The following is a 24,680-nucleotide window of genomic DNA, read 5'->3' on the forward strand; positions in this document are numbered from 1 at the left end:
TCTTTTAATATTAATTGTATATCACGCCCCTTTCGTTCCAAAATATTTTATGGTTTATATCATATATAATTAAATTACTTAAGAAAGTATGTAAAAAAAGCTTATCCTCGTTGGATAAGCTTTTTTGTGTTGCTGTTTGGTAACTCATAGCTGAGTACTTTGAAGTACCGTTTGATGTACTACCACAGAATTTTTTGATTTTCATCTTCTTGTAAACTTCTACCCATTCACCTTTTTCATTTTGCTCAAAGGTTAGAATCTCTTCGTACTCATAATAGTATCCATTCTTTTTACAAGAACATTCTTTTTGAGTCTCATCACAGGTTGCCCCCTCGTTACCGTTACCTTGGTCGTTGCTGTTACCTTGGTTGTTGTCTTTATCTTTATCTTTATCTTTGTCTTTGTCATTACCTTGGTTATTGCCGTTACCTTGGTTGTTATCTTTATCTTTGTCCTTGTCTTTGTCCTTGTCATTACCTTGGTTGTTGTCTTTATCTTTTTCTTTGTCTTTATCGTTACCTTGGTTGTTACCGTTACCTTGGTTGTTGTCTTTATCTTTATCTTTGTCTTTGTCTTTGTCTTTATCTTTGTCTTGGTTGTTGCCGTTACCTTGGTTGTTGTCTTTATCTTTGTCTTTGTCTTTATCCTTGTCCTTGTCCTTTTCCTTGTCTTTACAATTCTCGTTCTTATCTTTGTTCTTATCTCGAGCATTGTAATTACTTGTCTTCGGACACTCTTTATTAGTTCCTATGCCGTTTCCATCTCCAGTTTCCAGACCTTCAATATATCCATCGTCCTTAATACCGTTTCCAGAGCCACCACCAGACCCATCGATAGAATTCTTGTCGGAGCCACTACCAGAATCGCTTCCAGACCCATCTATAGAATTGTTGCCGGAATCATTGTTAGAACCGTTCTCAGAGCCAGAATTGCTACCTGTGCCTTTATCGTTATCAATATCGCTCAAATTAGATTTATCCTGATTAGAATCGTTTGGTTTAATGTGAGCAGGCTTAATATTTGTATCAATATTTTGATCAGCAATTTGTTTTTCAGATAAATCACTGGAAACGTTAATTGCAATCTGAGAAGTGGTATCCTCAAGATTCTTATTAACATCCTTTAGATTGTTGCTAGAGATTTCATCTGTTGGGCGAACTAATTCGTTTAAAATCTTTATAGGGTTAACATCTTTAATTCTAAACATTTTCTCTTTAGTTCTATCTTCACTCTCTGTAGAGGTATTGTCATCAGTACCACTGTGTTTGTTTTCAGTGTCTGTTGCTGTATCGCCGTTGTTATCTTTTTTGTTTGTTTCACCATCTTTAGGTAAAGCTGCGAGTTTACGATTGGCGTTTCCATTTTGGTTATTTGTAAAAGCTGCATCTAAGAAACTAAAACCTTTTGTAATAAGGTCGGGGATTGCACCGTCAGTAATTATTAATAAACTGGTAGTAATGACAAAAGATTGAATAACAATCTTAGGAAAAGTAAATAATTTACGTTTCTTTTTCTTATTCACATACATAATTTCCTTTTGCGCGAACCAAACCTCTTCACCTACAGAATATAGTTGGGGATTCTTCTTAAGTCTTAAAAATTCTCCCTTTGAAGTTAAAACTATAACAGAGCTTTTTTGTAACTCGACAATTATTCCGTCTTTCATTTATTCAACCCCTCTATTAGATATTTCTGCAATTCTTTGTAAGGTCCGATCAATAGAAGGGATATTGCAACTAGATAGGATGCGTATTTACTAATAAAGGATTGCTTATAATCGAATTGGGTTATGAGTTCATTACAAGGAAGTTTTTTTGTTTTTAACAAAATTTCTTTTAATGAACCTGTATCGGAAATCGATTTAGCAATAGAAATAGCATAATTCCTATCATCCTCATCCTTCGGCTCGTTCTCTGTAAGATGTGAAAAAGAAACATCAAATTTCTTTAATTCTTTTGAAAATGCGACTATCTCTAAATTTCTATTTTGTTTATTACTAGAAATCTCCTGTTCTAACAAAATGCGAGTTTTCTTTCTCCTGAAAATAGAAACTAAATATCTTGAGACAAGACTTTTTTTCTTATTTAATTTTGTTGGAGACTCCAAATTCTGTTTTTCCTGTGGATCCGTCGCAGTGTTATATGTATTAGTCATATACTCTGCCTCCTTAATTAAAACACATCCTCTATTTTCAATTAATTGTAGTGAAAAATCAACATATTTTTTATATAAAATATAAGGAAAAATTAAGTGCGAAAATATAAAAAAGAGGTAATTATTTCCTTGTGAATGATTATGCATAAAAAAGTTAGCTACTAACAAATGAATAGAGGTCGGAAAGTGAAAAAACAAGGTAATTTCTCGATGCATCGTGAAATGAAAAACTGGTTTTATAAGCTTTCACACCTATTGTAAACAAAAAAATTGTGAATTTACCATTTTGAAAATTAAATTGAGTATTTTTTTATTTTAAAAATTTTTGTATAAAAAATAAATATACTGATCATACACACTATTTGAAAAACTATATCAATAAGAATCGTTTAAAATATAGGTTGCGTATGAATTTTTTCTTTTATTATAAAAAGGTAGTTTTATAGTAATATAAAAGAAAGTATGGATGGAGGACTTTGATTATATGGGAGTAGAAATTGATTTGAGAGAAGATTTATTAGATATGGGTTTTAAGTATGTGAATATAGATGATAGTGATCCAGCTGATGTTTATGTAAAGGTCTGGTTTAGCTGGAAGGATTCACAACATAAAATACATAATGATGGAAGGAAAGAATTTTGCGAAATAGGTAATAGTCGTGAAGTCTATGATGAAATAATTAAATGGATTAAATCGCCACAAAAAAGCTTTGAAATAATATTATGTTAAGGAAAGTGCCATATTAATAGGAAAGAAGGGCTAAAAAATGAAAGACTCTTTAGAACAAGTTTTACACGCACTTGAATATTATAGTGATGCAACTATTAATGAAATTGAAAAAAAAGCTACAATAAAGGCAGTTAACCAAATTAAAGAATTGCATACAAAAGTTATTAAATTGACAGACAATGAAGTTGATTCTGCTAAGGAAAGTGTAGTTAATGAAATAATTGCCTTATTAACAAACGAAGAAGAAGTGTTAGTTTATGTAGCGTCTAAAAACGAATGGGAAAACTTATTCAGAACTTTAGAAGAAAACTATAACATACATATGATTAATCATACTGAATATTTACAGTTGCAAAATGAGAATGAGGAAACTATTGAATATAGTGCTTTAAAAACATCTTGGGATGCAATTTGGGATGAAGTTGGCGAAAGAGAAAACATTGTATTAAAGTAAGTAAATGTAAGAAGAGTTCCTAATAATAGGACTCTTTTTTTGTTTTTATTTATTTTTTTACGTTTTTTAAAAAAAGGGGTTGAAAATATATAAAAGGAAGGTGCATAATATAAACAGATAAAACAACGAGGACCTTTAGCTCAGCTGGTTAGAGCAGACGGCTCATAACCGTCCGGTCGTAGGTTCGAGTCCTACAAGGTCCATTCATTTTTAAAATGAAAGAAAATAAAAAAAGAAAAAGGGTTGCTATTTTTTAAAATTAATATATATATCAATAATTACGAGGGACCTTTAGCTCAGCTGGTTAGAGCAGACGGCTCATAACCGTCCGGCCGCAGGTTCGAATCCTGCAAGGTCCACCAATATGCGCAATAGTATAAGGAAGAACATTCGTTAGATAGTGTACATACGCTAATGAAAGGGCTGGGTCAGTACCAGTAATGCGCGTGAAAAGTGGGGGGATACTCAAGTCTGGCTGAAGAGATCGGTCTTGAAAACCGACAGGGGTGTCAAAGCTCGCGGGGGTTCGAATCCCTCTCCCTCCGCCATCTTAATAGTTATTCCTGAGTTCTAGGCAGGAGATTAGATGAAACTGTGCCAATGCTTTTTTATTTTCATCTCTTACCTAGAGGTTAGGAATTAACATAAATTAAATATGTTGTTTTGGTACAGAAAACAGTAAAACCATAACCTGGAATGTTTTACTGTTTGGGAACAACTGAGACGAGGATAAGATGTTGTAGAGACATTGAAGCCCTGTGGAGTGGAACAGGATCTCGCATTCACTAAGCTCAGCGATTTAATTGGTGGGGATTAAATCACATATTTAAATCTATTTTTTGGAGCAGTACCCAAGTGGCTCAAGGGGCTCCCCTGCTAAGGGAGTAGATCGGGAAACTGGCGCGAGGGTTCGAATCCCTCCTGCTCCGCCATTATTATTCCGCAATAGCTCAGCGGTAGAACAATCGGCTGTTAACCGATAGGTCGTAGGTTCAAATCCTACTTGCGGAGCCAAAATATAAACTTTTTAGTAAACCTTCAAACCTACTAAAATTTTTCCTTCTTAGCTCAGTGGTAGAGCGCCTGACTGTTAATCAGGATGTCGCTGGTTCGAACCCAGCAGGGGGAGTATTGTACAAAATCCCTAATCTATATGATAGGGATTTTGTACGACTTATTAACTTGCGGCAATAGCTCAGCTGGATAGAGCATCGACCTTCTAAGTCGAGAGTCGGGGGTTCGAATCCCTCTTGCTGCGTTTTATTATAGGCCAGTCCGTTATAACCACTTGGAAATACGCATCCGGGATCCTGGGTGGATATGGGTTCGAATCCTGTCTGGCTAACCTATTGGCAACATATATACGGTAAGGTTAAATGGGTTTTAAATGAGGGAGGAGCCATTCTCTTACAATAAGACGTCCCCGTGATTAGCCTGTAATGGGCGAGGGGGAGTAGCTACCGTCGAAGGGTGTTTAAGCGGATTTGTCATCCGTAATGGCTTAAGGGAAATGTTGGACAAACATAAAGGCGCATTTACAATTATAGACAATTTTAGTTTTTGCGGTTGTAATTTCAAACCAATATCTTTAGCTGTTACCGTAGTTGCTTAATAGAAATAAAAAATATTAATACTCGGTCCTGTGGTGTAGTGGTTAACATACCCGCCTGTCACGCGGTAGATCGCGGGTTCAAATCCCGTCAGGACCGCCATTAAATTATAATGTTATGTATGTTTAGTAATTCAGTAGAAGAGCTAAATTTTACAAATAAAATATAATAAAATAGCAACCTATTTATCCAATTCGTTAGTTATTTTATAAAATGCCCTACCGTTCACGCCTTTATATGTGTGCTGTGTAAGGTAGTGTGAAGAAAGCTAAAGACGGGTATAGGCGAAAACTGTAACCCTAAGGCACATAGAGTTACATACCTCGTAGTCTTTTGGAGGACGAAGTTAGACTCAGTTTCGAGCGCCGGTTATAGTCTTCCACCACATTTGCGGCAATAGCTCAGCTGGATAGAGCATCGACCTTCTAAGTCGAGAGTCGGGGGTTCGAGTCCCTCTTGCTGCGTATAAAAAAGTAACCAAAAATTTGGTTACTTTTTTGTTTTATATCTACTAAAACTAGAAAAATAATTAAAGAAAAAAAGCGGTGGATTATTCCACTGCTTTTTATTTGTTAGATTGCATATTCTTTTTTTGAAGAATGTAACCTAAACCAATTGAAACAATAGTTACTAATATTGGAATGATTAAATCGAAGTCCTTAAGTAGTTCTGTTAAGTGAGGATCAGAAACAATCATTTTACCCGCAGTCCAAGCTAGTATTGCAGATCCGATGTAAATAATAATTGGGAAGCGTTCCATACCTTTAAGAATGATTTGACTTCCGAAAATAATAATAGGAATACTTACAGCAACTCCGGCAATAATTGCAAACATAGAACCTTCAGCTACACCAGCTAAAGCTACAACGTTATCAAAACTCATTACTGCATCAGCTATTATTATTGTTTTAACAGCAGACCAAATAGTTGCGCCGCCTTCTTTATGAGGACCTTCTTCGCCAACTAACAGCTTAATAGCTATGTAGATAAGGAATCCGCCACCGATAGCTGTTAAATAAGGTATTTTTAGTAGCCAAATAATAACTCCAGCTAATAGGATACGTAGGATAATTGCACCCGCTGTGCCCCATAAAATTGCTTGTTTTTGCTGTTCTTTTGGTACATTTCGTGCAGCCATTGCGATAACAACTGCGTTGTCACCACTTAGAACGATGTCTATCATTATTAACTTTAATAGTACGACGAGTGATAAGCCGAATATTTCCAAAAATTTTCACCTCTAAGTTGAAATTGTGAGCACATTATATTCTATAAAAATATATATTTAAATAACTTTTGAGTGTTTTTTAAAATAAAAAGAGAATATATCTCTTTTTATTTTGCTTCGTTGTTTCTTATTACGAATAAAAGAATAGGGGAGTAAATAGGAATTAGAATTGAAAGAATAGTATGGAGTACTGGTTTTTCTGTATATTTTTTGAATAACCAATATGAAAGCATTATAGCGAAGATTGCATAAGCAATTGCAGTTAGAATATTAATGAATGGAATGATTTGAGTTACAGCGTAAGCAAGGGTAATTAATAGAACTTTTTTGCCACCTTTGCCGTTTAATTTTTCGCTAATTAGTTCACCCCAAATCCATAAGTTTGCAATAGGGATCCAAGCAAGCCAAGGATTTTTAATACCTGCATTTTTTGCTAAAGTCATTAACCCAAGTGAGGTAAGTATATAAGCAAGAGACGATAAGATTAAGATTAAAGTAATAATTCCACTAGAAATACCACTCGTAATTATGACATCTGTACTAGTTACAGTTTCCAAGTAAATCACCTCCTAAATGTGAATATACTTAGATTTTAAGGATTATTGAAAAAATGCCTTTAAAAATGAAAAAATAATCTACTTTACCATTAATGCCTTAAGGGTTTTCTGAAAAGCATTACTAAATTAAATTAAATTGCGAAAGAAACCATCTTAGAGGTCATAAGCATATATAAAAAAAACAGGAAAAACCCCTGTTTTTTCGGTTATATAATATCGTGTTACTTAACTTTTTCAAATAAGGATCTAGTATCCATAAGATCTTTAAATTGTTTATCAGCTTTTTTAATTAAAGAATCAGCCTTAATAATCTTTTCAAACCATTGCTTCTTAGAGTGGTCATCGAAATAATCTACACCTGTTAAAGTACAACAAGTATCGAGAATGTTTTGGAAATTGTCTAAATTGGTAGGGTAAACGTCAGAACCGTATGGGTGATTTTGATCAATTCTTAAATAGCTAGTTGGACTGCAATTTTCTCCAAATACGATAAATACGGTACCTTTTGTTTGTTCTGTTAATTGAAGATACGCAGCAAGTTGCCATTTATTCAGTGCCTCTGTATCCTTTTTAAATTCAACAAAAATAAATCTATCGTAATAACAAACAAAACCATCGATGTCACCTAAATTAAATCCTAGAGGAAGTTTTTTACCAATTCTTTTTAGGCACCAAGCTCCTGCAATAAATGCTAGTGGATTTCTAATGCCTTCTAAATGAAATTTTCTGTATTGGATTCCGGTATACTTCTCTACAAATTCTTCAAATACTCGTTTGCATTTTTGCGGGATAATCGCTACTATTTTTTCCTTTTGGTTGGTCATACTTATCCATTCCTTTCATATAATGTAATGAATTACACTGAAAGGAACAAATATAAATAGAAAGTGTAGATGGGTAAATGAGTGTTAGTTTGGTCGAAAATAAGCTAGACTTTGGGATTGAATGTGCAGATTCAATCCTTCTTTTTATATTATTGACACATTTTTTAATACTATACATAGCAAGACATTTAATTCTAAATTGCCTTTTCAAAAGAAAAACAACAGTAGAGTGTACTGTTGTTTTTAAAAGTGGTTATTTAACTCTCATAACTTTTACAATTCGAGGCTGCCAGTAGTTGTTTAGTGAAGAATAAGCAACACCTTTACCTGTTTCAGCGTTGATCATTTGATTGTTTCCGGAGTAGATTCCTACGTGGTTTATAACTCCATCTCCATCAGTATCAAAGAAGATTAAATCTCCTTTTTGCATTTCTGATTGAGAAACAGGTGTACCTACATTAGCTTGTGCTCTTGAAGTACGAGGTAAAGAAATTCCTGCTGCGCTATATGCTTTCATAGTGAATGAAGAACAATCAAAGGCATCTGTACGAGATGGACTTGCTCCGAATTCGTAATCAGCTCCTAAATATTTTGAACCAGCAGCAAGTACAGTATCACCGATTGGACTATTAGTAGTAGGGGAAGATACTTCTTGTTTAGTAACTTCTTTTTTGATTGGTTCAGGTGTTACCTCTTTTTTTACATTTACTTTCTCTTGTTCGCGTGTTTCTTCAGATACTTCGGGTTGCTGAGGGACAGTTTGTTTCTGTGAAATTGTTTTTACAGGTGTATCAGTTTGTACTTGAATTTGCTTACTTTGGTTATTTTTGTTTTCAGCATTTTTTACTTGAACAGTATTTTGTTCTAGGGTTGTTTGTCGTATTTTTTGTTGAGGTGCAGGTCGTTCTAGTTTATCGTTCAATACATAAGTGTTCTTGTTTGTTACGTTTATAGTATTTCCTTTGACTCTGACTTTTTGGCCAATCACGATCTTATGAGAGATATTCATATTTGGGTTTAAATTTATTAGGTGGTTTAAAGTAATGTTATGTAACTCTGCGATTTTTCCGAGTGTGTCACCTTTATTTACTGTATAGAAATCAGTTGTTGAAGCAGTACTTTTGTGTTTGAGTTGTGTCTTTTTTGATGATTCAATTATGTTTTTTGCAAGATTAATTGTTTGGCCAACTTGAATTTGATTTTCGTTTTTAATCATTGAATTTTGTTGAAGTAGGGTTTGAATGGATGTGTTGTGCATTTTTGCGATTTTACCAAGAGTGTCACCTTTTTTTACAATGTATGTTTGGTTTGAATTGCTGCGAACCGTTAACTTTTGTCCTGGATGAATAAGATTTGATTTAAGATTGTTTAATTCCTTAAGTGCTTGTACCTTTGTATTATATTGTCGTGAAATCTTCCATAATGAATCTCCAGACATTACCGAATATGTCTCAGCTGCTGCGCTGTTACTTATAGCTAGTGTACTTAAGATAGTTCCTGTTATAATCAATGCTCTCTTCATTTCACGATACCTCTTTTATGTTTTTAATATTTTATTGATTATATTAGAAGAAATAAAAGAGGGGTATATGAATTTGAATAAGAGTCCGTTACAAGGTTTACAAAACTGTAACAAGAACGGTCATATTAGTAATAAAGGAACCAAAAAATCCTAAAATTGATGCCGTGATTGTCATCACTCGAATATGCTAATAATATTTCATTTGTGAGGATCTTCAGATAAAGGATGAAAATTCTCGCGTATCTTATAATCCGAGGTGATAGTATTATGAATTTCAAATACAAAGAAATAGGAAAATTTGATGCAACTAAAGCTGCGAAAGCACTTCTTGAATTGGTAGAAGAAACTAAGCTTGAAGATGAACAAGTTCGAAGTAATGAAGAGGGAAATGATAATAGTAATTAGATAAGATTTTCAGCAGTGCTGCTAAGTAAAAGGGGTTCTTGGTCCAAAATGAAAAAAACAGGAGAAATCCTGTTTTTTTCATTCATTAATATTGGTAAACACTCGTTTAACTTCGTTGAAGTTCTTTTCAAGTGTGTCATATTTTTCTTGTAAGAGTTTGTGCTTTTCTATGAGGTCTCTATAACTTTTATCATTTTCTTGATTAGAATGTAAAAAATTAATTACATCTTGGTATGTTATGTTGATGGTCGTTAATTCACTGTTTGTAGAATTCTTTTTATTCTTTTGTAGGGGAGAGGGAGTATTCTCGGTATCTGCACTTATAATATTACTACTTTTATGTTTTGAGTTGGTATTTCTTTTTTGTCCTCTTTTTATTATTTCAATTTCCTTGCTAGCAGTTTTGCGTACTGTGTTATTCCATCTGAATCCGACTGATCCGGATGTTCTATTTGTGTGCTCTGCTATGATTTTAAATGCTTCTAATTGTGTAGAGCCATTACGCATAGCTTCCAATACGGTTTCTTTTAACAACTCATCTTCTTCTACTGACCAATTGCGATTTTTTCCTTTTGTAGATTGTGACATATAATACCTCCTCTAATATTCCATATTAAAATATATATTCGACGTGTTATCACAATATGACCCTCTTAAAGATGTTGCAATAACAAGTGATATTTCAGAAACGCTTTAAATGTAGTTGTGAAGAATAAAAATAGTGGGTATGTGGTTATAACAGATTGAAAGTACTTTTGATTATGATTCATTGGTCGGCTTTTTTTACATTGTTAAGGTGAATATGAGACATAAGAAAAACCCTAGCTTTTTAGTTAGGGTTTTATTATTTTTATCATTGTATTAATATTTGCCACCATTCTCTTTAAGAATATATTCGTTGTTATAGCGGCCATCGCGCACCATCAAACTGTAAGCATCACAGTTACAATCATCCAATTGAATAAGATCGTCATAAGCTATATTTTGAGTGTAATACTTTTGTAGATCCACTATTACTTTATACATCTTCTTTGTTCCTATGAAGTGGCAAATAAATGTTTGTCTTCCTCTATTTACTTTTCCAATGTCTAATACGTATAACTCCTGATCTTCTAACATCTCTAAAATTTCTTTATCAGCTTTCTTAATTAAATTTTTCATATTAATATAGCACTCCTTAAAATTTATATCGTTGTGTTTTGTATGGTTATAAAGTTGTTTATTAAGAAAGGGAGAAAAAAGTAATTCTCTTTACTGAAATAAAAAAGCCACTTCAATAGAAGTGACTATTAATCGAAACTACTGCTGCTACTTGAACTGCCGCTGTCATAACTGCTGGAGCTACTACTATAACTGCTACTTGAACTGCCACTGTCATAACTGCTGGAGCTACTACTATAGCTGCTACTTGAGCTTCCGCTGTCATAACTACTGGAGCTACTACTATAACTGCTATTTGAACTACTGCTGTCATAACTGCTTCCACTAGAACTACAGTCTGATGTAGATGAGTTTCCACCTAGGTGCGAATGAGGGTTGTCGCTTTCGAATCGATGGTGTGTTGGTTCATCTCTGTGACAACTTTCGTGATGATTTGTACTAGGCTCAGTACGAATATTGTCTTCAATTTCAGAGAACAAATATGGATTTATTCCTACATCGTAAGGATTGTTTTCTTGAAGGTTGTTTCTGTTAGAGATACCGTTGGATTTTTGTGAAGTGTTGTAAGGTTTAGCTGTCTTTGGGATTCTGACTGTTCTTTTACTGTAATTGACGCGTGAATCGGTTGTGGGCATTGTATTATTCGGACGTGTATATTCATCTTTTATAAGATTTACATTTTCCTTTGTTGAAGGCTGATTTTTAACTTTAGTATCACCATTAGAAAGAAACTTAGAAAATCCATAGATTATAGATAACATTACAAGTATTCCTGCTGCAATAAATAATAAGACACTTGCCATTTGTATTCCCCCTGAAAACTATTTTGGTGATTATATTTCAAAAAAAATACAAAAACCAGTTTAGTTTCAATGTTTATTTTGGATTTTCAACCAGTTGGAGTAACTGCTCTCTAGTCTACTGAATGCTTTTTCTAAATCAGAATTTGAACAATAACTGTAACAAAGCCTGAAAGTTGTGGCTTTTTTCAAATCAAGTGAAAAGACTTGTCCAGGTATAAATAGAACACCTTGTTCATATGCAGTTTTTAGAAATTCTAGTGCATCGCCTTTTTGTAGATCAACCCAATAAAACATTCCACCAGCAGGCTCATATGAAGTCCAGCCGTACTTATTATTCATTTTGGCTAAAAAGGATTTCGTAATTTCTTTACGTTCTTCGTAAAACTGTTGTGTTTTTAGCAAATGGGTTGACCATTCATTACTGTTTATCAATTTATTAATAACCAATTGGTGTAGAGGTGAAGTACAAGAATCGGCAATTTGTTTTAATTGAGTAAATTTGTCAATGAAATATGGGTGAGCTAGTATGAATCCAGTTCTAAGGGTAGGTGCAATTGTTTTAGAAAAACTGTATAGGTACACTACTTTTTCTTTTTTGGGATCAAGTTCAAATAAAGAGGGAAGGGGCTTGTGGAATGATAAATCGCGGTAAGGATCATCCTCAATAATCATAAAGTCATATTTATATGCTAGTTCTATAAGTTTTTGTCTTTTTTTGAGAGAAAGAGTTATTCCTGTAGGGTTTTGAGAGTTTGGGATTACATATAACATTTTGATTTTATGTTGTTTTAAGGCTTCTTCAAGATAATCTGTATCTAAGCCATCAAAAGATAGTGGAACTTGAACTACATCAGATTGATATTGTTTTGAAATCGTATGAATGAGTGAGTATGAGTATTCTTCCATTGCTATAACATCTTTATTGTTTATAAAAAGCCTTGTACTAAGCTCAATACCTTGTGTGTTGCCACTCGTAATTAGGATATGTTCAGGTGAGGTGTTTTCATTGTTTGCTATTGTTTCAACGAGCTGAGGCATACCTTTTGCATCACAATAGTGGTAAAAGGGGAGTTCGTTAGTATTTAGGATAGAGGTAAAAACTTCTTCTAACTGTTTCTTAGGTATTAATGTTTCGTTTGGAAGACCGATACTTAAAGATACTGGATCTGAAACAAGACATTTCAAGTCTTTTGTGAACGTATCAATCGCTGTGTCTGCGGTATTTATACTTATGTGTGATAGTGATTGTTTCATTTTTAAGCCTCTCTTTCAGTTTTACTATATGTTTCTGAAGAAAATAAACTTTTCCTATAAGAGGGTACAGGGGTTTAGAGTAGATGAAAAAAATAAACAAAAGAAAAAAAGTAAAGCAGAATATTTTGCTTTACTTTTAGGAATTTACTGTTTCTTTTCGTTCTAAAATAATATTTTTTATTTTTCTAGAACCGATATACAAGGATGTAACTGCTCCAATTGGAAAACCTATTTCTGCTGCATCTTGTAAATTTAAATCGAATACCGTTTGGATGATGATAACATATATCCAAGTTGTAACTATTAAGTATGGGATACCTTCCATAAAAATCTGTTTAGAATTATGTACTTTGTTTTTCATATATGTTTAGCATTTAAGTATACAACTTTAAATGCTTACACCTCCTTGAGTTTTTTTCTTTATATCTAAAAAACGGAAAGTTTATAAAAAAAATAAATAATCCCAAATTCAATGGGATTATTTATTTTTGATCGTCTGTGTAATTATTTGAAAATCTTTATAACTATTTAAGTAAAAGTCCGCCTCTATGTTTTCGTTCTGGAAAGAGCAAGTTGGAATACCTAATTTACGAGCTGGCTTAAGGTCTAAGGAACGATCACCTACTACTAAATCTATGTTGTATTTTTTATGTAGGTATTCATATGAATCACTCTCAGGTTTTCTAGGAAAATCATCATCTTCTAAACATAAAACTTCGCTAAATAAATGACCCATATTCCAGTGTGCTAATAAATCAGAAACGGATTTCTTATCTTTGTGTGTAACGATAACGTTAACTTCGTTGTTTTCTAGTACATCTCGTACATATTCGAAAGGTTCTTTTTCATTAGGGTGTATGCCACGTTCAATTGTTTTACAATTTTCTCTTATAGAATCATCTAAACCGAAAAATTCAAAAGCAGCTGCTGAATTCTCTTTTAAAAGTGATAACAATTGTAACTCATCTAACTCTTTACCGGCAGCTTGCTGAAGACTTTTCATTATTGTTGGATATGTGTTAAAAATTGTGCCGTCTAAATCCCAGAGGATATTCAAACATATCACCTTCTTTCAAAAAAACATAACACTTCAGATATTCTACTTAAGAAATTTGGTATTAGGGAAAAAAGAAAAAAAGGCTTTTTCCGTGCAAATTATTCTAGCTTTTATATAAGCAAAGAATAGGTGGTGGGAAACGATGAGGAGTTTAGATAGGTATGATTTACTTTTAAATAGATTAAATAGAATTGAATGGTTACAAAGTTTCGTTTTTAATGCTCCGTTTACATTGGAATTAGATCTACATTCTAAGCCACATAATATAGAAATTATTAAGGGGAAGTTAATGCTTTGTTTTAAAGAAAGTGCTATTGAAGAAATTGTTTCTAGTATTACTTCAAATAGTTCTGTGCAGAAAAAAGTGAGATTAATGTTAATAAAATCTTATATAGATATGAATTCAGTTGTCTACTTGAACCAAGAGGGACTAGAGGATTTGTTAACAGATTATGAATACATTCTACGAAATGAAGAAAAAGATACATTGCAACTAATCTTCTCGTTCGCTACTAAAGAAGAACTATATAAGAATCTAGTGAGTGGGTTTATAGTAGAACGGATAACAGAGACTATAAATGTACTGTATTCAAATGAAATTGAGAATACTTACTTTATTAGAGATGAACTATTGAATACTATATTTTAATTTTTTCTATATTCTTCAATTTATGAATTAAACTTATAAAAACAGATGAAGGATGATAAATATGGTAAGAAATATAAGTCACGATACCTTATGGGAGAGTATTGAACAGTATATGTGGGAGAGTTTAGAGAAACAATGGCCGTATTTTTGGTCTGAGGATATTACCGATTTAGCTATTTTTATAAGACAAGAAAAAATACCAGGGTTAAACCCTCAAAAGATGATTAAAAATGACCTGAAAGATGTGTTGAACTCTTATCTTGATTCCAATGTAATTAGTGTGAGTCTACTTACAGATAAATATCCAGAATTAAAAAGAGAGATTGATGCATATTCTGAAATCGGAATAAGTATTACATTGGATTGGTATATAGGAAGAGGTAGAGCTGAATTTGACTTTTATGATGACGCTAAGGTGAAGAACGGAAATATTCGTGATACTTTAGTGAAACTAGGTTATAGTTCTGATCAATTAGATGTTATGTCAGCTTTTACAGCTATAGAAACTCCTGAAAAATTCGAACGAAATCTATTAGAAAAACAAAAGAATAATTTTAATGATAAATGGAGTGGAATGCTAAGAAATGAAATAAAAGCAGCTGATAATTCTCTAAGGGAATTAGTTAATAATCGAGTTTTTGAGGATGTCCCATTTCTAATTGGAAAATAATAAATTTCAAAAGACTTTCAAGTACTTGAGGGTCTTTTATTTTTTGAATGTTTTTTTCATCAGTGATATAAAAAATGCAATAATGAATTTATTAAATCAAAGTCAAAAATAATCTTAACTTTGAAGAAAGTGTATAAACGATTAGTATTGTGACAGTATTAATAAAGGTGGCTAAATAAATGAAATATATATATCCGTGGTTAAATTTGCATAGGTCTGTATTAAGTGCTTGGAATGAAAAGAATGGGCAAATGTTTGAATTAAACCTGGATAATAAAGAAATAAAGAAGATTATTAAGGATGCATTGAAAAGTCGTCTTTTACATCAGGAACATCCAAATAATATTGACAGCAGAATTGTAATGAAAATGTTTGAAGAGATATATTTAAATGAATTTAAGTTTTCAATTATACCATTGTTAAATAAAAACAGATACTTCGAAAAAGAGAAGATAAAATATAATAAAACTGGATTTGTGGTAGAGGTCTATTTAGACAGGAAAGAGATTAGATGTGCATTGAAGTATGCAAAGCACTATTCAAAAGAATTGTTTTTGGAAGGTTGTATGAAGCAATTTGATTATAGACTATTCGATGGGGATGAAATCTCGATATATTTTACATCAGATTCACTTGCTGATAAGCATTTAGCTAACTTGGTCTTCCATATTCAATCTCATTTTTTGAAAAATTGTGACCTTTGGAAACAACAGCTTGAAATGAGGAAAGAATATGCGCTTACTAATTTAAGGGCTTCGATTTTAGAAGCTATACAGCAACAAAAGGTAAAAAGTACGTTTGATAACGTTGTAAATAGAAATTTAATGAAATTTGCTTCAATCGAAAAATAAGTGGCTATAATATGAAAAACGAAAAGGATGATTTTTATGTTGAACTACTTATTAGAGGAATTAAATGCAAGTCGTATTTGTGAAGGATTACAGTTTAATTTTGTATTAGAAAAGAAAGCTTTTAAAATGAGTAAATTATTAGAAATGAATAAAAAAGAAACACTAATTTCTTCAACAATTAATCGTATGGGGATGCCGGATTTACTATGTACTCTTGATCAGAGAATAGTTAGTAATATTGTAGATAATGATGCCTTTAATTTGGATAATGAAAGAAAAGTATTACTTTCAAATCTTCTATCTAAGTTTAGGTTTAATTTTACTTACAAAAGCGAAAATAGTGCAAAATCGGTAGTTGGAGAAATGGTGTCAGTTTATTTTCCCGGTGCTTTAACAAAATCTGAAACAGCTTTATTAAAAGATACACTTATGATGTTAAGACCAGAAACATACACCAAAGAATACATAATAAATATTTTTGGTGATTATGAAGAATTATTAATTGCTGAAGCAGTTAATAGAATTGGTATGGATATAATTCTTCGTCGATTCGCAAGCCTTGAAGTCTTAATAACTTGCATTGAGGAATCAATTAGTAATAGTATTAGCCAATTAGATAGGAATTATTTATATCAAAAAAAAGCCAACCGCATAGGTTAGGCTTTTTTATAATTTATGCTGTAAGATAAGAAACTCGTTGTTCGTATAAAGCTTTATATACTTTGCTTAACAGGGCTTCTAATAAACCGTTGAGATAAATATCATAATCAAATTGAATAATATAAGCATTCTTCTTTTCTGATACGTAAGTAATATTTATGTATTGAGACAGTGGTTTTATATATCGATATAAACGACGTCCACAGGTAAAATCTTGTATGTTTGTTTTCACAATTATTGTAGTAGGGTAAGAAAGTCCGATAAACTCAAAATCTAATTTATCCTCCCAGTGCAATAAAGCTTCTCTAGTCCCGTCAATTGCCATCATAACTAACAACTCCTTAGAATTTTTAATATCATAAACGAATTTATTAAAAATAAATAAGAAAAGTTGATATTCTTTTGAAAAACTTAAATCCAATAAAAAATTTCTGATTCTGTCATATATTGCTACTGATTTTAAACATTTGTAATGGTACAATAGGGACGGTGTAATTTTTAGGGAAGGTGTTTAAAATGTTAGATGAAATTAGCTATATCATAAGTGAAATGCGCGATAAAGTAGTCCCTAACTATGTAATTGAAAATGGTGATATTAGTAGGGAGAAGTTAAATATTAAAATGTTAAATAAATTTAAAGTAGCTCAAAATTTATCTGAAATTGACGAATCTTGGAGAGAATATCCTACTTTAAAAGATTATATATCTACATTTATTTTATCTTCATCAATAAAGATTAAGTTAAAAGAAGAAGAAGTATTAAGAATGTTGGAAGATAAGTGGTTAATGTCTAAAGAAATTTCACTAGCCTATAGCTGCAACGAGATGGCAATGAGATTTTATCGATATGGAACCTTTATTAAAAGCCAGCTAGACTTTTCATATAAAATTGAAATTGATGATATTGGAATTTACAAAAAATTATTCTTTTGTTTACCTACCCATATTAATAAATGGGACTTGTATGAAGAAGTTTTTGGAGATTCGGAACATAAATTTAGAACGGTTATTTTGGATATTGTAAATGATTATTTTGAGTATAAAACGGATGAGTTAAAGATTATTGTTCAAGACGCAATCAATAAATTAACAGATTTATTTTATGAAAAAATAAATAATACAAATAATGAATTGGAAAGCTGTGTTTTATGATATTACAAAAGCCAACGTATGTATTTATGTCGGCTTTTTTTGTCGAATTATGTCGAAGTTTAAAAGTGCTTTTTCTTTAAGGGATATAATAAATATTTTTAAATTTAGAACTGTAATGTACAAGTAGTGTAGTGCGGTTCTAATATTAGACCAATAAAATAAGTAATAGGAGGTTGAAGGTGAGTGTCTTATTTTTAAGTCCCGTAAATAATACTTTGTTCCTTGGTGATGAACTGGGTATAGTTTTTAATCAAAAATTGAAAAAAGTAATTGGTAGGTTTGAAAAAAGCGGTTTAAACAGTTATGAGTTTTATTATGAAAATGAAAACTGTGAAAAGATAATTTTTAATGAAAAATCAATGAATGCAGCGTTTGTTAGATTGCTACAACGTTTTTGTTTATTATCTAGCTATACATATAAGGACTTAACCATTGATCAAGGGTATAGGTTTAAATATAAAAGTTGGAAAGAGCTTGCTGAATTTATAATGGTAAATAACAAAGTATTTATCGAATGTGAATTAGAATTCTTAATTACTGAAGCCCTTTCCAGAAATTACGAAACGCTTAGACCTATATTTGAACGATTTATTCTAAAGGTTTGTTCTAATACTAAGTATAAGCCTTTAGCGGAAGGCTTATGTAGGATAGAGGATAAAGACGCATTCAATCGTTCTTTCAAAAACTTAATAGGAACTATGTGGAATTAATCACTAACGTCAAAAAAACACCGGTTTGTACTAGGTACATAGCGGTGTTTTTTATACTTTTCCGATTTGTGAAAATGGATTTTTTGGTATGTAAAATGTTGTATTGATGGAGGGGGAAAGTATCAGACAAATAACCATAACTATGTATGGCAATTGAAATGTATTATGGGGGTAGAAAGATGAAAGATTATAAAAATATTGAAAGACTTTTGAAACAGATGAATGAACAGTTAAAATCTTTATTATGTGATTACGGATTAATTGTTGTTGAAGATGCTTTAGAAAATTCCGTTAAAAAAAGTAGTATACATAGGATATTTAATAACATAGAGACTGTGGAAGCAGCAATATCTTTAATCGGGCCATATTTAGATCAATGCTATTGTATTAAATATGACGTTAGTTCAATGCAGGATCTAATTAAAAACTACGGTCAAAAAGAAAGGGAGTTACTAGAACGTATTCTTAAATATCCATTTTGGATAATGAATCCTATTTTTTCTAAAGAGGGCCTTTGTTTTAGAAATATATATTTTGTAAAAATAAGTAGAGTAGATTTGAAGGAGTTTAACTTTAGACAAGTTGAAATTGAAGAAGTGCATACTTCAATTACTAAGACCGAGGTTGAAGAAATTATAAGTATCTTCAAGGAAGAAGAAAAAAAGAAAGTTCTGACCTATATTGATGAGTTGGGTAGTTATATATTTCTGAATCAAATACAACAAATAAATGATTTTAAGATACAAGCTGATTGTATAGTTAAAGAATGTATGCAAAAAATAATTAATGAAAGAGTAAGAGTGTAAGTGCTGGAATCGATTTTTATTTGGTTAGTATATTTACTGGTGCACTTATCGATTGAAGGAGAATATACAATTAAGCACACCTTGGAGTACTTTTTTAGGAAAAGCCCCATTCCGGTTGAAACAAGTGGTACAATGCTAAAAATATTTCAAGGTGGGATTGCAATGAAAGTGTCGGAGTATGAAAAAAGGTATGGAGAAATTAATTGGGATTATGTTCAACATTTGTTTGATGAAGAATTTTCAAATATTGTGCCGTATGTAAGGTTTGAAAACTGTCAGGATTTATATAGTTTTTACCATAGTAAAAATAGATTTCAGATGGAGATAAGTAAAATAGTTGATGATTACTTAGATTTACATTTAGAAAATCTTAGACTTAGCTTTAAGTCTATAGATCTAAAAGAAACAGAGGTTATTATATCGAAAAATCTTGCAAATCATTTATCTAAATTTATTACTTGTTCTTCGTTAGACGTTTACACAATTATAGATGTTAAGAATGGTAAGGTGAAAAACGTAGAATCTGTAAAAGACTTCGGGGTACTATTGGAAAACATAAAAGGAATATCCTATTTAAAGGATATGGGTATAGATATTTCCGGATTAGAGGTAAGCTTAGCATTTGGCGCAGACCTTAATTATAATCAATTATCAATTCGTACTGCCTTAAGTGAATGGAGTAAAGTGAACATAGTTTGGAATGTAAAATATATTTCTTCAAAAATAGAAGTAGTAAGAAATTCTTTGCAAAGAACCATTGCTAAAGAATCACTGGGGTATGAATCGTGAACTACCCACCACTTACCGGTTAGTACCGCTTGAAGTGGGGGCTTCCTGATTCCTCAAGCATTGCCTATCTCTTACGAGATATGGTCTTACGTGCTTTCCACAGGCGTAGATTATACTGTTCGGACAAGACCTTGCCCTACAGTTACACAAAATTATATATTCTTAAGAAGCTGGTTGATGTGCGATTTGCACTAAACCGGCTTTTTCTATATTTATTGCTGCGTTATGGTCACGATCTAAAACCGTACCGCAATGTTTACATACGTGAGTACGAACAGATAATGATTTCTTAACTGTTTTCTCGCACTTCGAACAGTTTTGTGATGTGAAGTGAGGTTTTACTAGTACCAAACGACCGCCATTTCGCTCTGCTTTATAGGAGAGGAAATTACGGAACATTCCCCAACCCGCATCGTAAATTGATTTTGCTAGGTGACGGTTGCGAACCATATTCTTAATTTTTAAGTCTTCTATACAAATCACACCATAGGTGTTTGTTAATCTAAAGCTTATTTTGTGCAAGAAGTCTTTTCGTTGATTCGCGATCTTCGTATGGATTTGTTGAACCTTTGCAACTTGCTTGTACCAGTTCTTCGAACCCTTTTTCATTTTAGATTGCTTACGCTGAGCGCGCTTTAATTTACGTTCTTCTTTACGCAAGAAGGTAGGGTTTATGATTTCATCGCCGTTCGATAATACTGCAAATTTATTTATGCCTACATCAATACCAGTTGTTTTATTCGCATCACAAATAGGACCTTGGTTTACGTGTTTTTCAACACAAAAAGTCGCAAACCAACGGTTTCCTTGATGCTTAATCACTACTTGTTTGACGCGACCATCTAATTTACGGTGCCATTTAATATCAATGACTCCTAGTTTTGAGATAAGAAGTTTTCCACCTTTAGTTAATGAGCACATACGACGCCCGGTACCAAACGAACCATCACTCTTTTTGTATTTGAACATACCGAACTGTGTGTACGTTATAGATTTATAATCCTTGAAACTCTTTATTTTCGGATAACCGGCGTCCTTTTTGAAGAATTTATTATATGCCTTTTTCAAACGAGTAAACACTTCTTGTAGAGGTTGCGAAGGAACCTCTTTTAGAAATGAATATACTTTTTTATCTTTTGTTAATTGACTTGAAAGTTCATTTGTAGACCAATCTTTCTTATATTTCTTATAATGTCTTTGTTTGTCTATTAAAGCGGAGTTGTATTGTTGACGACAAATGTTAATCCATCGTTCCAAAGTATGTTGTTGTTTTTCTGTAGGATAGATCTCAAACTTGTAGTTGAATAACATTATGACGACACCTCCGAATGTTTGTTCTGATGACTCTATTATAAACAAATATAACGATGATTTACCAGTTAGGAGTACTAGTGTTAATTCGGACCATTCATCTCCCACCTACGCTGCACTTAGAGGAAGGAGTATTCTGGTCTTAAATGATAAAAACGTAAAACCGAGAGCAAACTCTTGGTTTTTTCTTTTTTTCTTCAAAGGAATGGAAAAAGAAATATATATATAACATAGTAAAAGAGGAGGGATGTTTTATGAACAACACAGTTCAAGTTGAGACTAAATCTTTGCTTCAAAAAGTATTAGTTACATTTATTATTTCATTATTGATAGCAACTGTTGGGCTATATGTAGGACAGTTTGTACCACCTGTATATATGATACCTCTTGCTATCGTTGAAATAGGAATGATAATTGCTGCGTTCTGGATGCGAAAGAAAAAAACGGTAGGTTACTTATTTGTATATCTGTTTGCATTTGTATCGGGTATTACTATGTTTCCGGTGGTTAGCCATTATGTATCGCAATCTGGAGCTCAAGTAGTATTATTAGCGTTTGGTACTACATTCGGAATCTTTACAGTACTAGGCTTTGTAGGTACAAAAATGAAAAAAGATCTTTCATTCTTAGGCGGTTTCTTATTTGTAGCACTGCTAGCACTATTGTTTGTAGGTATATTTAGTTTATTTAGCCCATTAACAACAATGGGTATGCTAGCATTCTCAGTGATAGGTGCAATCGTCTTTTCTTTATACATCTTATATGATTTCAATCAAATGAAACATCAAGGTATTACCGAAGAAATGATTCCTTTGCTGGCATTATCTTTATATCTTGATTTCATCAACTTATTCCTAGACTTACTTCGTATTTTTGGGATATTAGGTGATGATTAATTAAAAAAGCCCTTGTATAGGGCTTTTTTTAGGAGGAAAACAATTTGAAATGGATTAGCTCTTTAAGAGGTATTGCAATACTAGCAGTCCTTATGATTCACGTTTCTGCACCACTATTATATAGGCAACCAGATTTAAAGTGGTGGATAGCAAATGGATTTGATAGTATATCAAGGTTTGCGGTACCGTTATTTCTTATGGTTTCTGGTGGGTTATTACTTCATAAACAGGAATCTACAAAAATATATTTTAAAAAGCGATTAAGTAAAATCTTAATCCCTTTCATAGTATGGAGTTTCATTTATTATTTGTATAAATCATCTGGTTCTTTTCAAATAACCGAGTTTATACAAGAACTTTTTAGTGCAAAGGTATACTATCATTTATGGTATTTCTACATCATTATTCCTCTTTATTTACTCATTCCTATTATACGGAAGGTTATAGCCTCGATCCCTTCACGATTTATCTTCTTTTATGCAATTGCATCTTCAATCATTGTAACCTCTCAAAATATTTTTTCTTTAGGTGGGTGGGAAATAGCTTTATTTTCAAACCCGTTCTCTACAAGTCTATCGTACCTAATGCTGGGATATACATTAACCCATAGAGAGTTTAGAGGAAAGTATATCTCTGGATTAGCCTTAGTTTCATTTATAGTTATATTTATAGGAACATATTATACAAGTGTGATAGCAAACAACGGAAAAGTAAATGAGGCACTTTATGATCCATTTGGCTTACCGGTATTAATGTATACTCTTTGTGTTTTCTATATGGTGAAGAAATATCAATCTAGCGCGTGGCAGGATACAAGGTCGCTACATTTTATTAGTAAATATAGTTTTGGAATCTACTTAATCCATCCATTAATTCTAAATGAGTTAAAAAACATTAAGATTATGAATGAGTACATATTTAATGTGCAATACTTGAATGTAATGGTGATGATTCCATTTGTGTTTGTATGTCTTTTATTACTTAGTCTAATTCTCATAATAGTAATATCAAAAATCCCGATAATAAATAAAACAATTTAAGGCTGATTAATTTCAGTCTTAAATTGTTTTTATTTGAGAAATATTATTTTTCAGCATTTCTTTGCTGAAGGATCGTATTATGTACTTCGGAAAAGTGTTTCTCGTGTCCAGCATTATTAGGATAATAAAACCTTTGTTCTTTCAGTTCATCAGGTAAGTATTGTTGATTTACCCAACTACCCATATTTTGAACCGGGTAGTCGTGTGGATATAAATAACCTTCTCCTTTTCCTAAAACTTCTTTAGCACCGTAATAATGATTATCTTGTAAGTGAAGTGGTGGTTCGTAAGAATGACCACTTTTCAGTATAGCTAAGGCTTTATCTAGGGCTTTATATGCAGAGTTTGATTTAGGGGATAGGCACAGCTCTATAACAATTTTGGATAGTGGGATTCTTGCCTCGGGCAGTCCCACCTGTTCAGATATTTTTATTGCTGTTAAAGTATGTGTGGATGCATTAGTATTTGCAAGACCGATATCTTCGTCACTTATAACGTATAGACGTCTATGTATGCTGTTCAAGTCGCCTGTTTCAAGTAATTTTGCTAAGTAGTAAAGCGCTGCATCGGTATCGCTTCCCCTTATTGATTTCTGCAAAGCACTTAATAGATTATATTTTGAACTTGTTCCGTTATAAGACAAATGTTTTTTATTAATATGTTTTTCAATAGTTTGTACGTCTAATGATACTTTGTTATCAATGGCGTGAGTAATGATAATTGTTTCTAAAATGTTTAGAGCAGATCTTAAATCTCCTCCTGTAGTTTCAGCTAAAAATAATAGGGTATCTGTTGAATATTCAATATTGTAATTTCCAAGACCATTTTCGGTATCTTCTAATGCCCTAATCAAACCTTCGTGTATTTCATCGGCCTTAAGTGGAAGTAGTTCAAAAATACTACATCTACTAAGTATGGCAGAAGGGAGGGAATGGAATACACTTTCAGTAGTAGCGCCGATTACAATAATGTCTCCGGATTCCATTAAGGGTAAAAGATACTCTAATTGTGTTCTTGAAAAGCGATGAATTTCATCTATATAAAGTAATATCGAGGAATCAGAGTTTGCGGCTAATTTTCCTACTGCCTCTAGATCCTTTTTTGAAGAAGAAACTGCGTTTAGACTCCTGAATAGCAGATTGCAATTATTCGCAATTGCTAAGGCAATTGTAGATTTACCTATGCCGGGAGGACCGTATAATATCATTGATGAAATTATTTCACAATCTACCATTCTCCTAATTGGTCTATTTGCACCTAATAAATGCTGCTGGCCAATTATTTCGTTAATATTCTTGGGTCTCATTCTATATGCAAGTGGTCTCATTTTTTTAGTCATAGATTACCTCCGAGATTCAAAATGTTTAATAAAAAAGCTGAAATACAT

At 32.3% G+C, this 24,680-nt stretch carries 28 protein-coding genes and 9 tRNA genes; 22 read left to right on the forward strand and 15 right to left on the reverse strand.

Translation table 11 applies throughout. The features are described from left to right. Positions 1-10 precede the first annotated feature (10 nt). The gene (locus VF726_RS15815) at positions 11-1,666 is read right to left on the reverse strand and encodes an anti-sigma factor domain-containing protein (RefSeq protein WP_440169881.1); all 1,656 of its coding nucleotides are present in this window, start codon (positions 1,664-1,666) and stop codon (positions 11-13) included. Beyond that, entirely contained in the window at positions 1,663-2,154 is a 492-nt protein-coding gene (locus VF726_RS15820; protein WP_440169884.1) for a hypothetical protein, read from the reverse strand. The genes VF726_RS15815 and VF726_RS15820 overlap by 4 nt, the downstream gene beginning before the upstream one ends. A 484-nt stretch (positions 2,155-2,638) precedes the next feature. On the opposite strand from VF726_RS15820, the gene VF726_RS15825 reads away from it, so the two are divergent. From VF726_RS15825 to VF726_RS15875, 11 genes are all read left to right on the forward strand, one after another. Continuing rightward, entirely contained in the window at positions 2,639-2,884 is a 246-nt protein-coding gene (locus tag VF726_RS15825; RefSeq protein ID WP_440169886.1) for a hypothetical protein, read from the forward strand. Positions 2,885-2,921: 37 nt separating this feature from the next. Next, positions 2,922-3,338, forward strand: coding sequence for a hypothetical protein (locus tag VF726_RS15830; RefSeq protein ID WP_440169888.1), 417 nt, complete (start codon positions 2,922-2,924; stop codon positions 3,336-3,338). Positions 3,339-3,467: 129 nt separating this feature from the next. Continuing rightward, positions 3,468-3,541 (forward strand) — tRNA-Ile (locus VF726_RS15835). An 82-nt stretch (positions 3,542-3,623) separates the two neighbouring features. Next, a tRNA-Ile gene (locus VF726_RS15840) sits at positions 3,624-3,700 on the forward strand. A 93-nt stretch (positions 3,701-3,793) separates the two neighbouring features. Continuing rightward, a tRNA-Ser gene (locus tag VF726_RS15845) sits at positions 3,794-3,886 on the forward strand. A 293-nt stretch (positions 3,887-4,179) separates the two neighbouring features. Beyond that, positions 4,180-4,270: transfer RNA gene (locus VF726_RS15850), tRNA-Ser, on the forward strand. 7 nt (positions 4,271-4,277) lie between these two features. Then, positions 4,278-4,352 (forward strand) — tRNA-Asn (locus VF726_RS15855). Between the two features lie 43 nt (positions 4,353-4,395). Next, positions 4,396-4,467 (forward strand) — tRNA-Asn (locus VF726_RS15860). A 55-nt stretch (positions 4,468-4,522) separates the two neighbouring features. Then, positions 4,523-4,596 (forward strand) — tRNA-Arg (locus VF726_RS15865). 378 nt (positions 4,597-4,974) lie between these two features. Next, positions 4,975-5,050 (forward strand) — tRNA-Asp (locus tag VF726_RS15870). Positions 5,051-5,338: 288 nt separating this feature from the next. Continuing rightward, a tRNA-Arg gene (locus VF726_RS15875) sits at positions 5,339-5,412 on the forward strand. Positions 5,413-5,513: 101 nt separating this feature from the next. On the opposite strand, the gene VF726_RS15880 is transcribed toward VF726_RS15875, so the two are convergent. From VF726_RS15880 to VF726_RS15895, 4 genes are all read right to left on the reverse strand, one after another. Continuing rightward, positions 5,514-6,176, reverse strand: coding sequence for a TerC family protein (locus VF726_RS15880; protein WP_440169891.1), 663 nt, complete (start codon positions 6,174-6,176; stop codon positions 5,514-5,516). A 107-nt stretch (positions 6,177-6,283) separates the two neighbouring features. Next, positions 6,284-6,733, reverse strand: a complete 450-nt coding sequence (locus VF726_RS15885; RefSeq protein WP_440169893.1) for a hypothetical protein — start codon at positions 6,731-6,733, stop codon at positions 6,284-6,286. A 221-nt stretch (positions 6,734-6,954) separates the two neighbouring features. Beyond that, positions 6,955-7,557, reverse strand: coding sequence for a hypothetical protein (locus VF726_RS15890; RefSeq protein ID WP_440169895.1), 603 nt, complete (start codon positions 7,555-7,557; stop codon positions 6,955-6,957). A 253-nt stretch (positions 7,558-7,810) separates the two neighbouring features. Continuing rightward, on the reverse strand, positions 7,811-9,079 hold the full coding sequence (locus tag VF726_RS15895; RefSeq protein ID WP_440169897.1) for a LysM peptidoglycan-binding domain-containing protein: 1,269 nt from the start codon (positions 9,077-9,079) through the stop codon (positions 7,811-7,813). 267 nt (positions 9,080-9,346) lie between these two features. On the opposite strand from VF726_RS15895, the gene VF726_RS15900 reads away from it, so the two are divergent. Continuing rightward, complete coding sequence (locus tag VF726_RS15900) at positions 9,347-9,484, forward strand: hypothetical protein (RefSeq protein ID WP_440169899.1); 138 nt, start codon at positions 9,347-9,349, stop codon at positions 9,482-9,484. A gap of 78 nt (positions 9,485-9,562) precedes the next feature. On the opposite strand, the gene VF726_RS15905 is transcribed toward VF726_RS15900, so the two are convergent. From VF726_RS15905 to VF726_RS15930, 6 genes are all read right to left on the reverse strand, one after another. Next, the gene (locus VF726_RS15905; RefSeq protein WP_440169901.1) at positions 9,563-10,072 is read right to left on the reverse strand and encodes a hypothetical protein; all 510 of its coding nucleotides are present in this window, start codon (positions 10,070-10,072) and stop codon (positions 9,563-9,565) included. Positions 10,073-10,345: 273 nt separating this feature from the next. After that, positions 10,346-10,645, reverse strand: coding sequence for a hypothetical protein (locus VF726_RS15910; protein WP_440169903.1), 300 nt, complete (start codon positions 10,643-10,645; stop codon positions 10,346-10,348). A gap of 112 nt (positions 10,646-10,757) precedes the next feature. Then, positions 10,758-10,958, reverse strand: a complete 201-nt coding sequence (locus VF726_RS15915; RefSeq protein ID WP_440169905.1) for a hypothetical protein — start codon at positions 10,956-10,958, stop codon at positions 10,758-10,760. 556 nt (positions 10,959-11,514) lie between these two features. Further along, positions 11,515-12,702 carry a PLP-dependent aminotransferase family protein gene (locus VF726_RS15920; protein ID WP_440169907.1) on the reverse strand — a complete coding sequence of 396 codons (1,188 nt, stop codon included), beginning with the start codon at positions 12,700-12,702 and terminating at the stop codon, positions 11,515-11,517. Between the two features lie 136 nt (positions 12,703-12,838). Then, positions 12,839-13,063 (reverse strand): hypothetical protein, encoded by a 225-nt coding sequence (locus VF726_RS15925; RefSeq protein WP_440169910.1) that lies wholly within the window; start codon positions 13,061-13,063, stop codon positions 12,839-12,841. A gap of 117 nt (positions 13,064-13,180) precedes the next feature. Beyond that, positions 13,181-13,759, reverse strand: coding sequence for an HAD hydrolase-like protein (locus tag VF726_RS15930; RefSeq protein ID WP_440169912.1), 579 nt, complete (start codon positions 13,757-13,759; stop codon positions 13,181-13,183). Positions 13,760-13,901: 142 nt separating this feature from the next. Between VF726_RS15930 and VF726_RS15935 the strand changes: the two genes are divergently transcribed. The 4 genes from VF726_RS15935 to VF726_RS15950 all read left to right on the forward strand — a co-directional run bounded on the left by VF726_RS15935 (position 13,902) and on the right by VF726_RS15950 (position 16,589). Beyond that, positions 13,902-14,408 (forward strand): hypothetical protein, encoded by a 507-nt coding sequence (locus VF726_RS15935; RefSeq protein ID WP_440169915.1) that lies wholly within the window; start codon positions 13,902-13,904, stop codon positions 14,406-14,408. A gap of 61 nt (positions 14,409-14,469) precedes the next feature. Then, entirely contained in the window at positions 14,470-15,078 is a 609-nt protein-coding gene (locus tag VF726_RS15940) for a hypothetical protein (RefSeq protein ID WP_440169916.1), read from the forward strand. 179 nt (positions 15,079-15,257) lie between these two features. After that, on the forward strand, positions 15,258-15,929 hold the full coding sequence (locus VF726_RS15945; protein ID WP_440169918.1) for a hypothetical protein: 672 nt from the start codon (positions 15,258-15,260) through the stop codon (positions 15,927-15,929). A gap of 36 nt (positions 15,930-15,965) precedes the next feature. Then, positions 15,966-16,589, forward strand: a complete 624-nt coding sequence (locus VF726_RS15950; protein ID WP_440169920.1) for a hypothetical protein — start codon at positions 15,966-15,968, stop codon at positions 16,587-16,589. A gap of 13 nt (positions 16,590-16,602) precedes the next feature. Here VF726_RS15950 and VF726_RS15955 read toward each other — a convergent pair whose 3' ends face one another. After that, the gene (locus VF726_RS15955; protein WP_440169923.1) at positions 16,603-16,917 is read right to left on the reverse strand and encodes a hypothetical protein; all 315 of its coding nucleotides are present in this window, start codon (positions 16,915-16,917) and stop codon (positions 16,603-16,605) included. A 188-nt stretch (positions 16,918-17,105) separates the two neighbouring features. Between VF726_RS15955 and VF726_RS15960 the strand changes: the two genes are divergently transcribed. The 4 genes from VF726_RS15960 (at position 17,106) to VF726_RS15975 (ending at position 20,046) form a co-directional block, all read left to right on the forward strand. Next, positions 17,106-17,741, forward strand: coding sequence for a hypothetical protein (locus VF726_RS15960; RefSeq protein ID WP_440169926.1), 636 nt, complete (start codon positions 17,106-17,108; stop codon positions 17,739-17,741). A 179-nt stretch (positions 17,742-17,920) separates the two neighbouring features. Next, complete coding sequence (locus VF726_RS15965; RefSeq protein WP_440169928.1) at positions 17,921-18,451, forward strand: hypothetical protein; 531 nt, start codon at positions 17,921-17,923, stop codon at positions 18,449-18,451. Between the two features lie 179 nt (positions 18,452-18,630). Beyond that, positions 18,631-19,257, forward strand: coding sequence for a hypothetical protein (locus VF726_RS15970; protein WP_440169931.1), 627 nt, complete (start codon positions 18,631-18,633; stop codon positions 19,255-19,257). After that, the gene (locus tag VF726_RS15975; protein WP_440169933.1) at positions 19,258-20,046 is read left to right on the forward strand and encodes a hypothetical protein; all 789 of its coding nucleotides are present in this window, start codon (positions 19,258-19,260) and stop codon (positions 20,044-20,046) included. It abuts the gene before it with no gap. A 162-nt stretch (positions 20,047-20,208) separates the two neighbouring features. Here VF726_RS15975 and VF726_RS15980 read toward each other — a convergent pair whose 3' ends face one another. Further along, positions 20,209-21,357, reverse strand: coding sequence for an RNA-guided endonuclease InsQ/TnpB family protein (locus tag VF726_RS15980; RefSeq protein ID WP_440169935.1), 1,149 nt, complete (start codon positions 21,355-21,357; stop codon positions 20,209-20,211). Positions 21,358-21,611: 254 nt separating this feature from the next. Here VF726_RS15980 and VF726_RS15985 point away from each other — a divergent pair, with 254 nt between their 5' ends. Beyond that, positions 21,612-22,253, forward strand: coding sequence for a Bax inhibitor-1/YccA family protein (locus tag VF726_RS15985; protein ID WP_440169937.1), 642 nt, complete (start codon positions 21,612-21,614; stop codon positions 22,251-22,253). Positions 22,254-22,297: 44 nt separating this feature from the next. Next, positions 22,298-23,293: an acyltransferase gene (locus VF726_RS15990; protein ID WP_440169939.1), complete on the forward strand. Its 996-nt coding sequence runs from the start codon at positions 22,298-22,300 to the stop codon at positions 23,291-23,293. A gap of 43 nt (positions 23,294-23,336) precedes the next feature. On the opposite strand, the gene VF726_RS15995 is transcribed toward VF726_RS15990, so the two are convergent. Continuing rightward, positions 23,337-24,632 carry a replication-associated recombination protein A gene (locus VF726_RS15995; RefSeq protein ID WP_440169942.1) on the reverse strand — a complete coding sequence of 432 codons (1,296 nt, stop codon included), beginning with the start codon at positions 24,630-24,632 and terminating at the stop codon, positions 23,337-23,339. Between the last annotated feature and the right edge of the window lie 48 nt (positions 24,633-24,680).

This window comes from Bacillus sp. Brlt_9, assembly GCF_051948935.1.
Lineage (GTDB): Bacteria > Bacillota > Bacilli > Bacillales > Bacillaceae_G > Bacillus_A.

What these genes read in the sequence shown, in the direction of transcription:
- VF726_RS15830 (WP_440169888.1), top strand. Translation starts at nt 2,922, where the DNA reads ATGAAAGACTCTTTAGAACAAGTTTTACACGCACTTGAATATTATAGT.
- VF726_RS15915 (WP_440169905.1), bottom strand. Translation starts at nt 10,958, where the DNA reads ATGACAGCAGTAGTTCAAATAGCAGTTATAGTAGTAGCTCCAGTAGTT.
- VF726_RS15940 (WP_440169916.1), top strand. Translation starts at nt 14,470, where the DNA reads ATGGTAAGAAATATAAGTCACGATACCTTATGGGAGAGTATTGAACAG.
- VF726_RS15820 (WP_440169884.1), bottom strand. Translation starts at nt 2,154, where the DNA reads ATGACTAATACATATAACACTGCGACGGATCCACAGGAAAAACAGAAT.
- VF726_RS15980 (WP_440169935.1), bottom strand. Translation starts at nt 21,357, where the DNA reads ATGTTATTCAACTACAAGTTTGAGATCTATCCTACAGAAAAACAACAA.
- VF726_RS15815 (WP_440169881.1), bottom strand. Translation starts at nt 1,666, where the DNA reads ATGAAAGACGGAATAATTGTCGAGTTACAAAAAAGCTCTGTTATAGTT.
- VF726_RS15825 (WP_440169886.1), top strand. Translation starts at nt 2,639, where the DNA reads ATGGGAGTAGAAATTGATTTGAGAGAAGATTTATTAGATATGGGTTTT.
- VF726_RS15995 (WP_440169942.1), bottom strand. Translation starts at nt 24,632, where the DNA reads ATGACTAAAAAAATGAGACCACTTGCATATAGAATGAGACCCAAGAAT.
- VF726_RS15970 (WP_440169931.1), top strand. Translation starts at nt 18,631, where the DNA reads ATGAAAGATTATAAAAATATTGAAAGACTTTTGAAACAGATGAATGAA.
- VF726_RS15905 (WP_440169901.1), bottom strand. Translation starts at nt 10,072, where the DNA reads ATGTCACAATCTACAAAAGGAAAAAATCGCAATTGGTCAGTAGAAGAA.
- VF726_RS15890 (WP_440169895.1), bottom strand. Translation starts at nt 7,557, where the DNA reads ATGACCAACCAAAAGGAAAAAATAGTAGCGATTATCCCGCAAAAATGC.
- VF726_RS15895 (WP_440169897.1), bottom strand. Translation starts at nt 9,079, where the DNA reads ATGAAGAGAGCATTGATTATAACAGGAACTATCTTAAGTACACTAGCT.
- VF726_RS15985 (WP_440169937.1), top strand. Translation starts at nt 21,612, where the DNA reads ATGAACAACACAGTTCAAGTTGAGACTAAATCTTTGCTTCAAAAAGTA.
- VF726_RS15950 (WP_440169920.1), top strand. Translation starts at nt 15,966, where the DNA reads ATGTTGAACTACTTATTAGAGGAATTAAATGCAAGTCGTATTTGTGAA.
- VF726_RS15960 (WP_440169926.1), top strand. Translation starts at nt 17,106, where the DNA reads ATGTTAGATGAAATTAGCTATATCATAAGTGAAATGCGCGATAAAGTA.
- VF726_RS15920 (WP_440169907.1), bottom strand. Translation starts at nt 12,702, where the DNA reads ATGAAACAATCACTATCACACATAAGTATAAATACCGCAGACACAGCG.
- VF726_RS15955 (WP_440169923.1), bottom strand. Translation starts at nt 16,917, where the DNA reads ATGATGGCAATTGACGGGACTAGAGAAGCTTTATTGCACTGGGAGGAT.
- VF726_RS15935 (WP_440169915.1), top strand. Translation starts at nt 13,902, where the DNA reads ATGAGGAGTTTAGATAGGTATGATTTACTTTTAAATAGATTAAATAGA.
- VF726_RS15925 (WP_440169910.1), bottom strand. Translation starts at nt 13,063, where the DNA reads ATGAAAAACAAAGTACATAATTCTAAACAGATTTTTATGGAAGGTATC.
- VF726_RS15910 (WP_440169903.1), bottom strand. Translation starts at nt 10,645, where the DNA reads ATGAAAAATTTAATTAAGAAAGCTGATAAAGAAATTTTAGAGATGTTA.
- VF726_RS15900 (WP_440169899.1), top strand. Translation starts at nt 9,347, where the DNA reads ATGAATTTCAAATACAAAGAAATAGGAAAATTTGATGCAACTAAAGCT.
- VF726_RS15945 (WP_440169918.1), top strand. Translation starts at nt 15,258, where the DNA reads ATGAAATATATATATCCGTGGTTAAATTTGCATAGGTCTGTATTAAGT.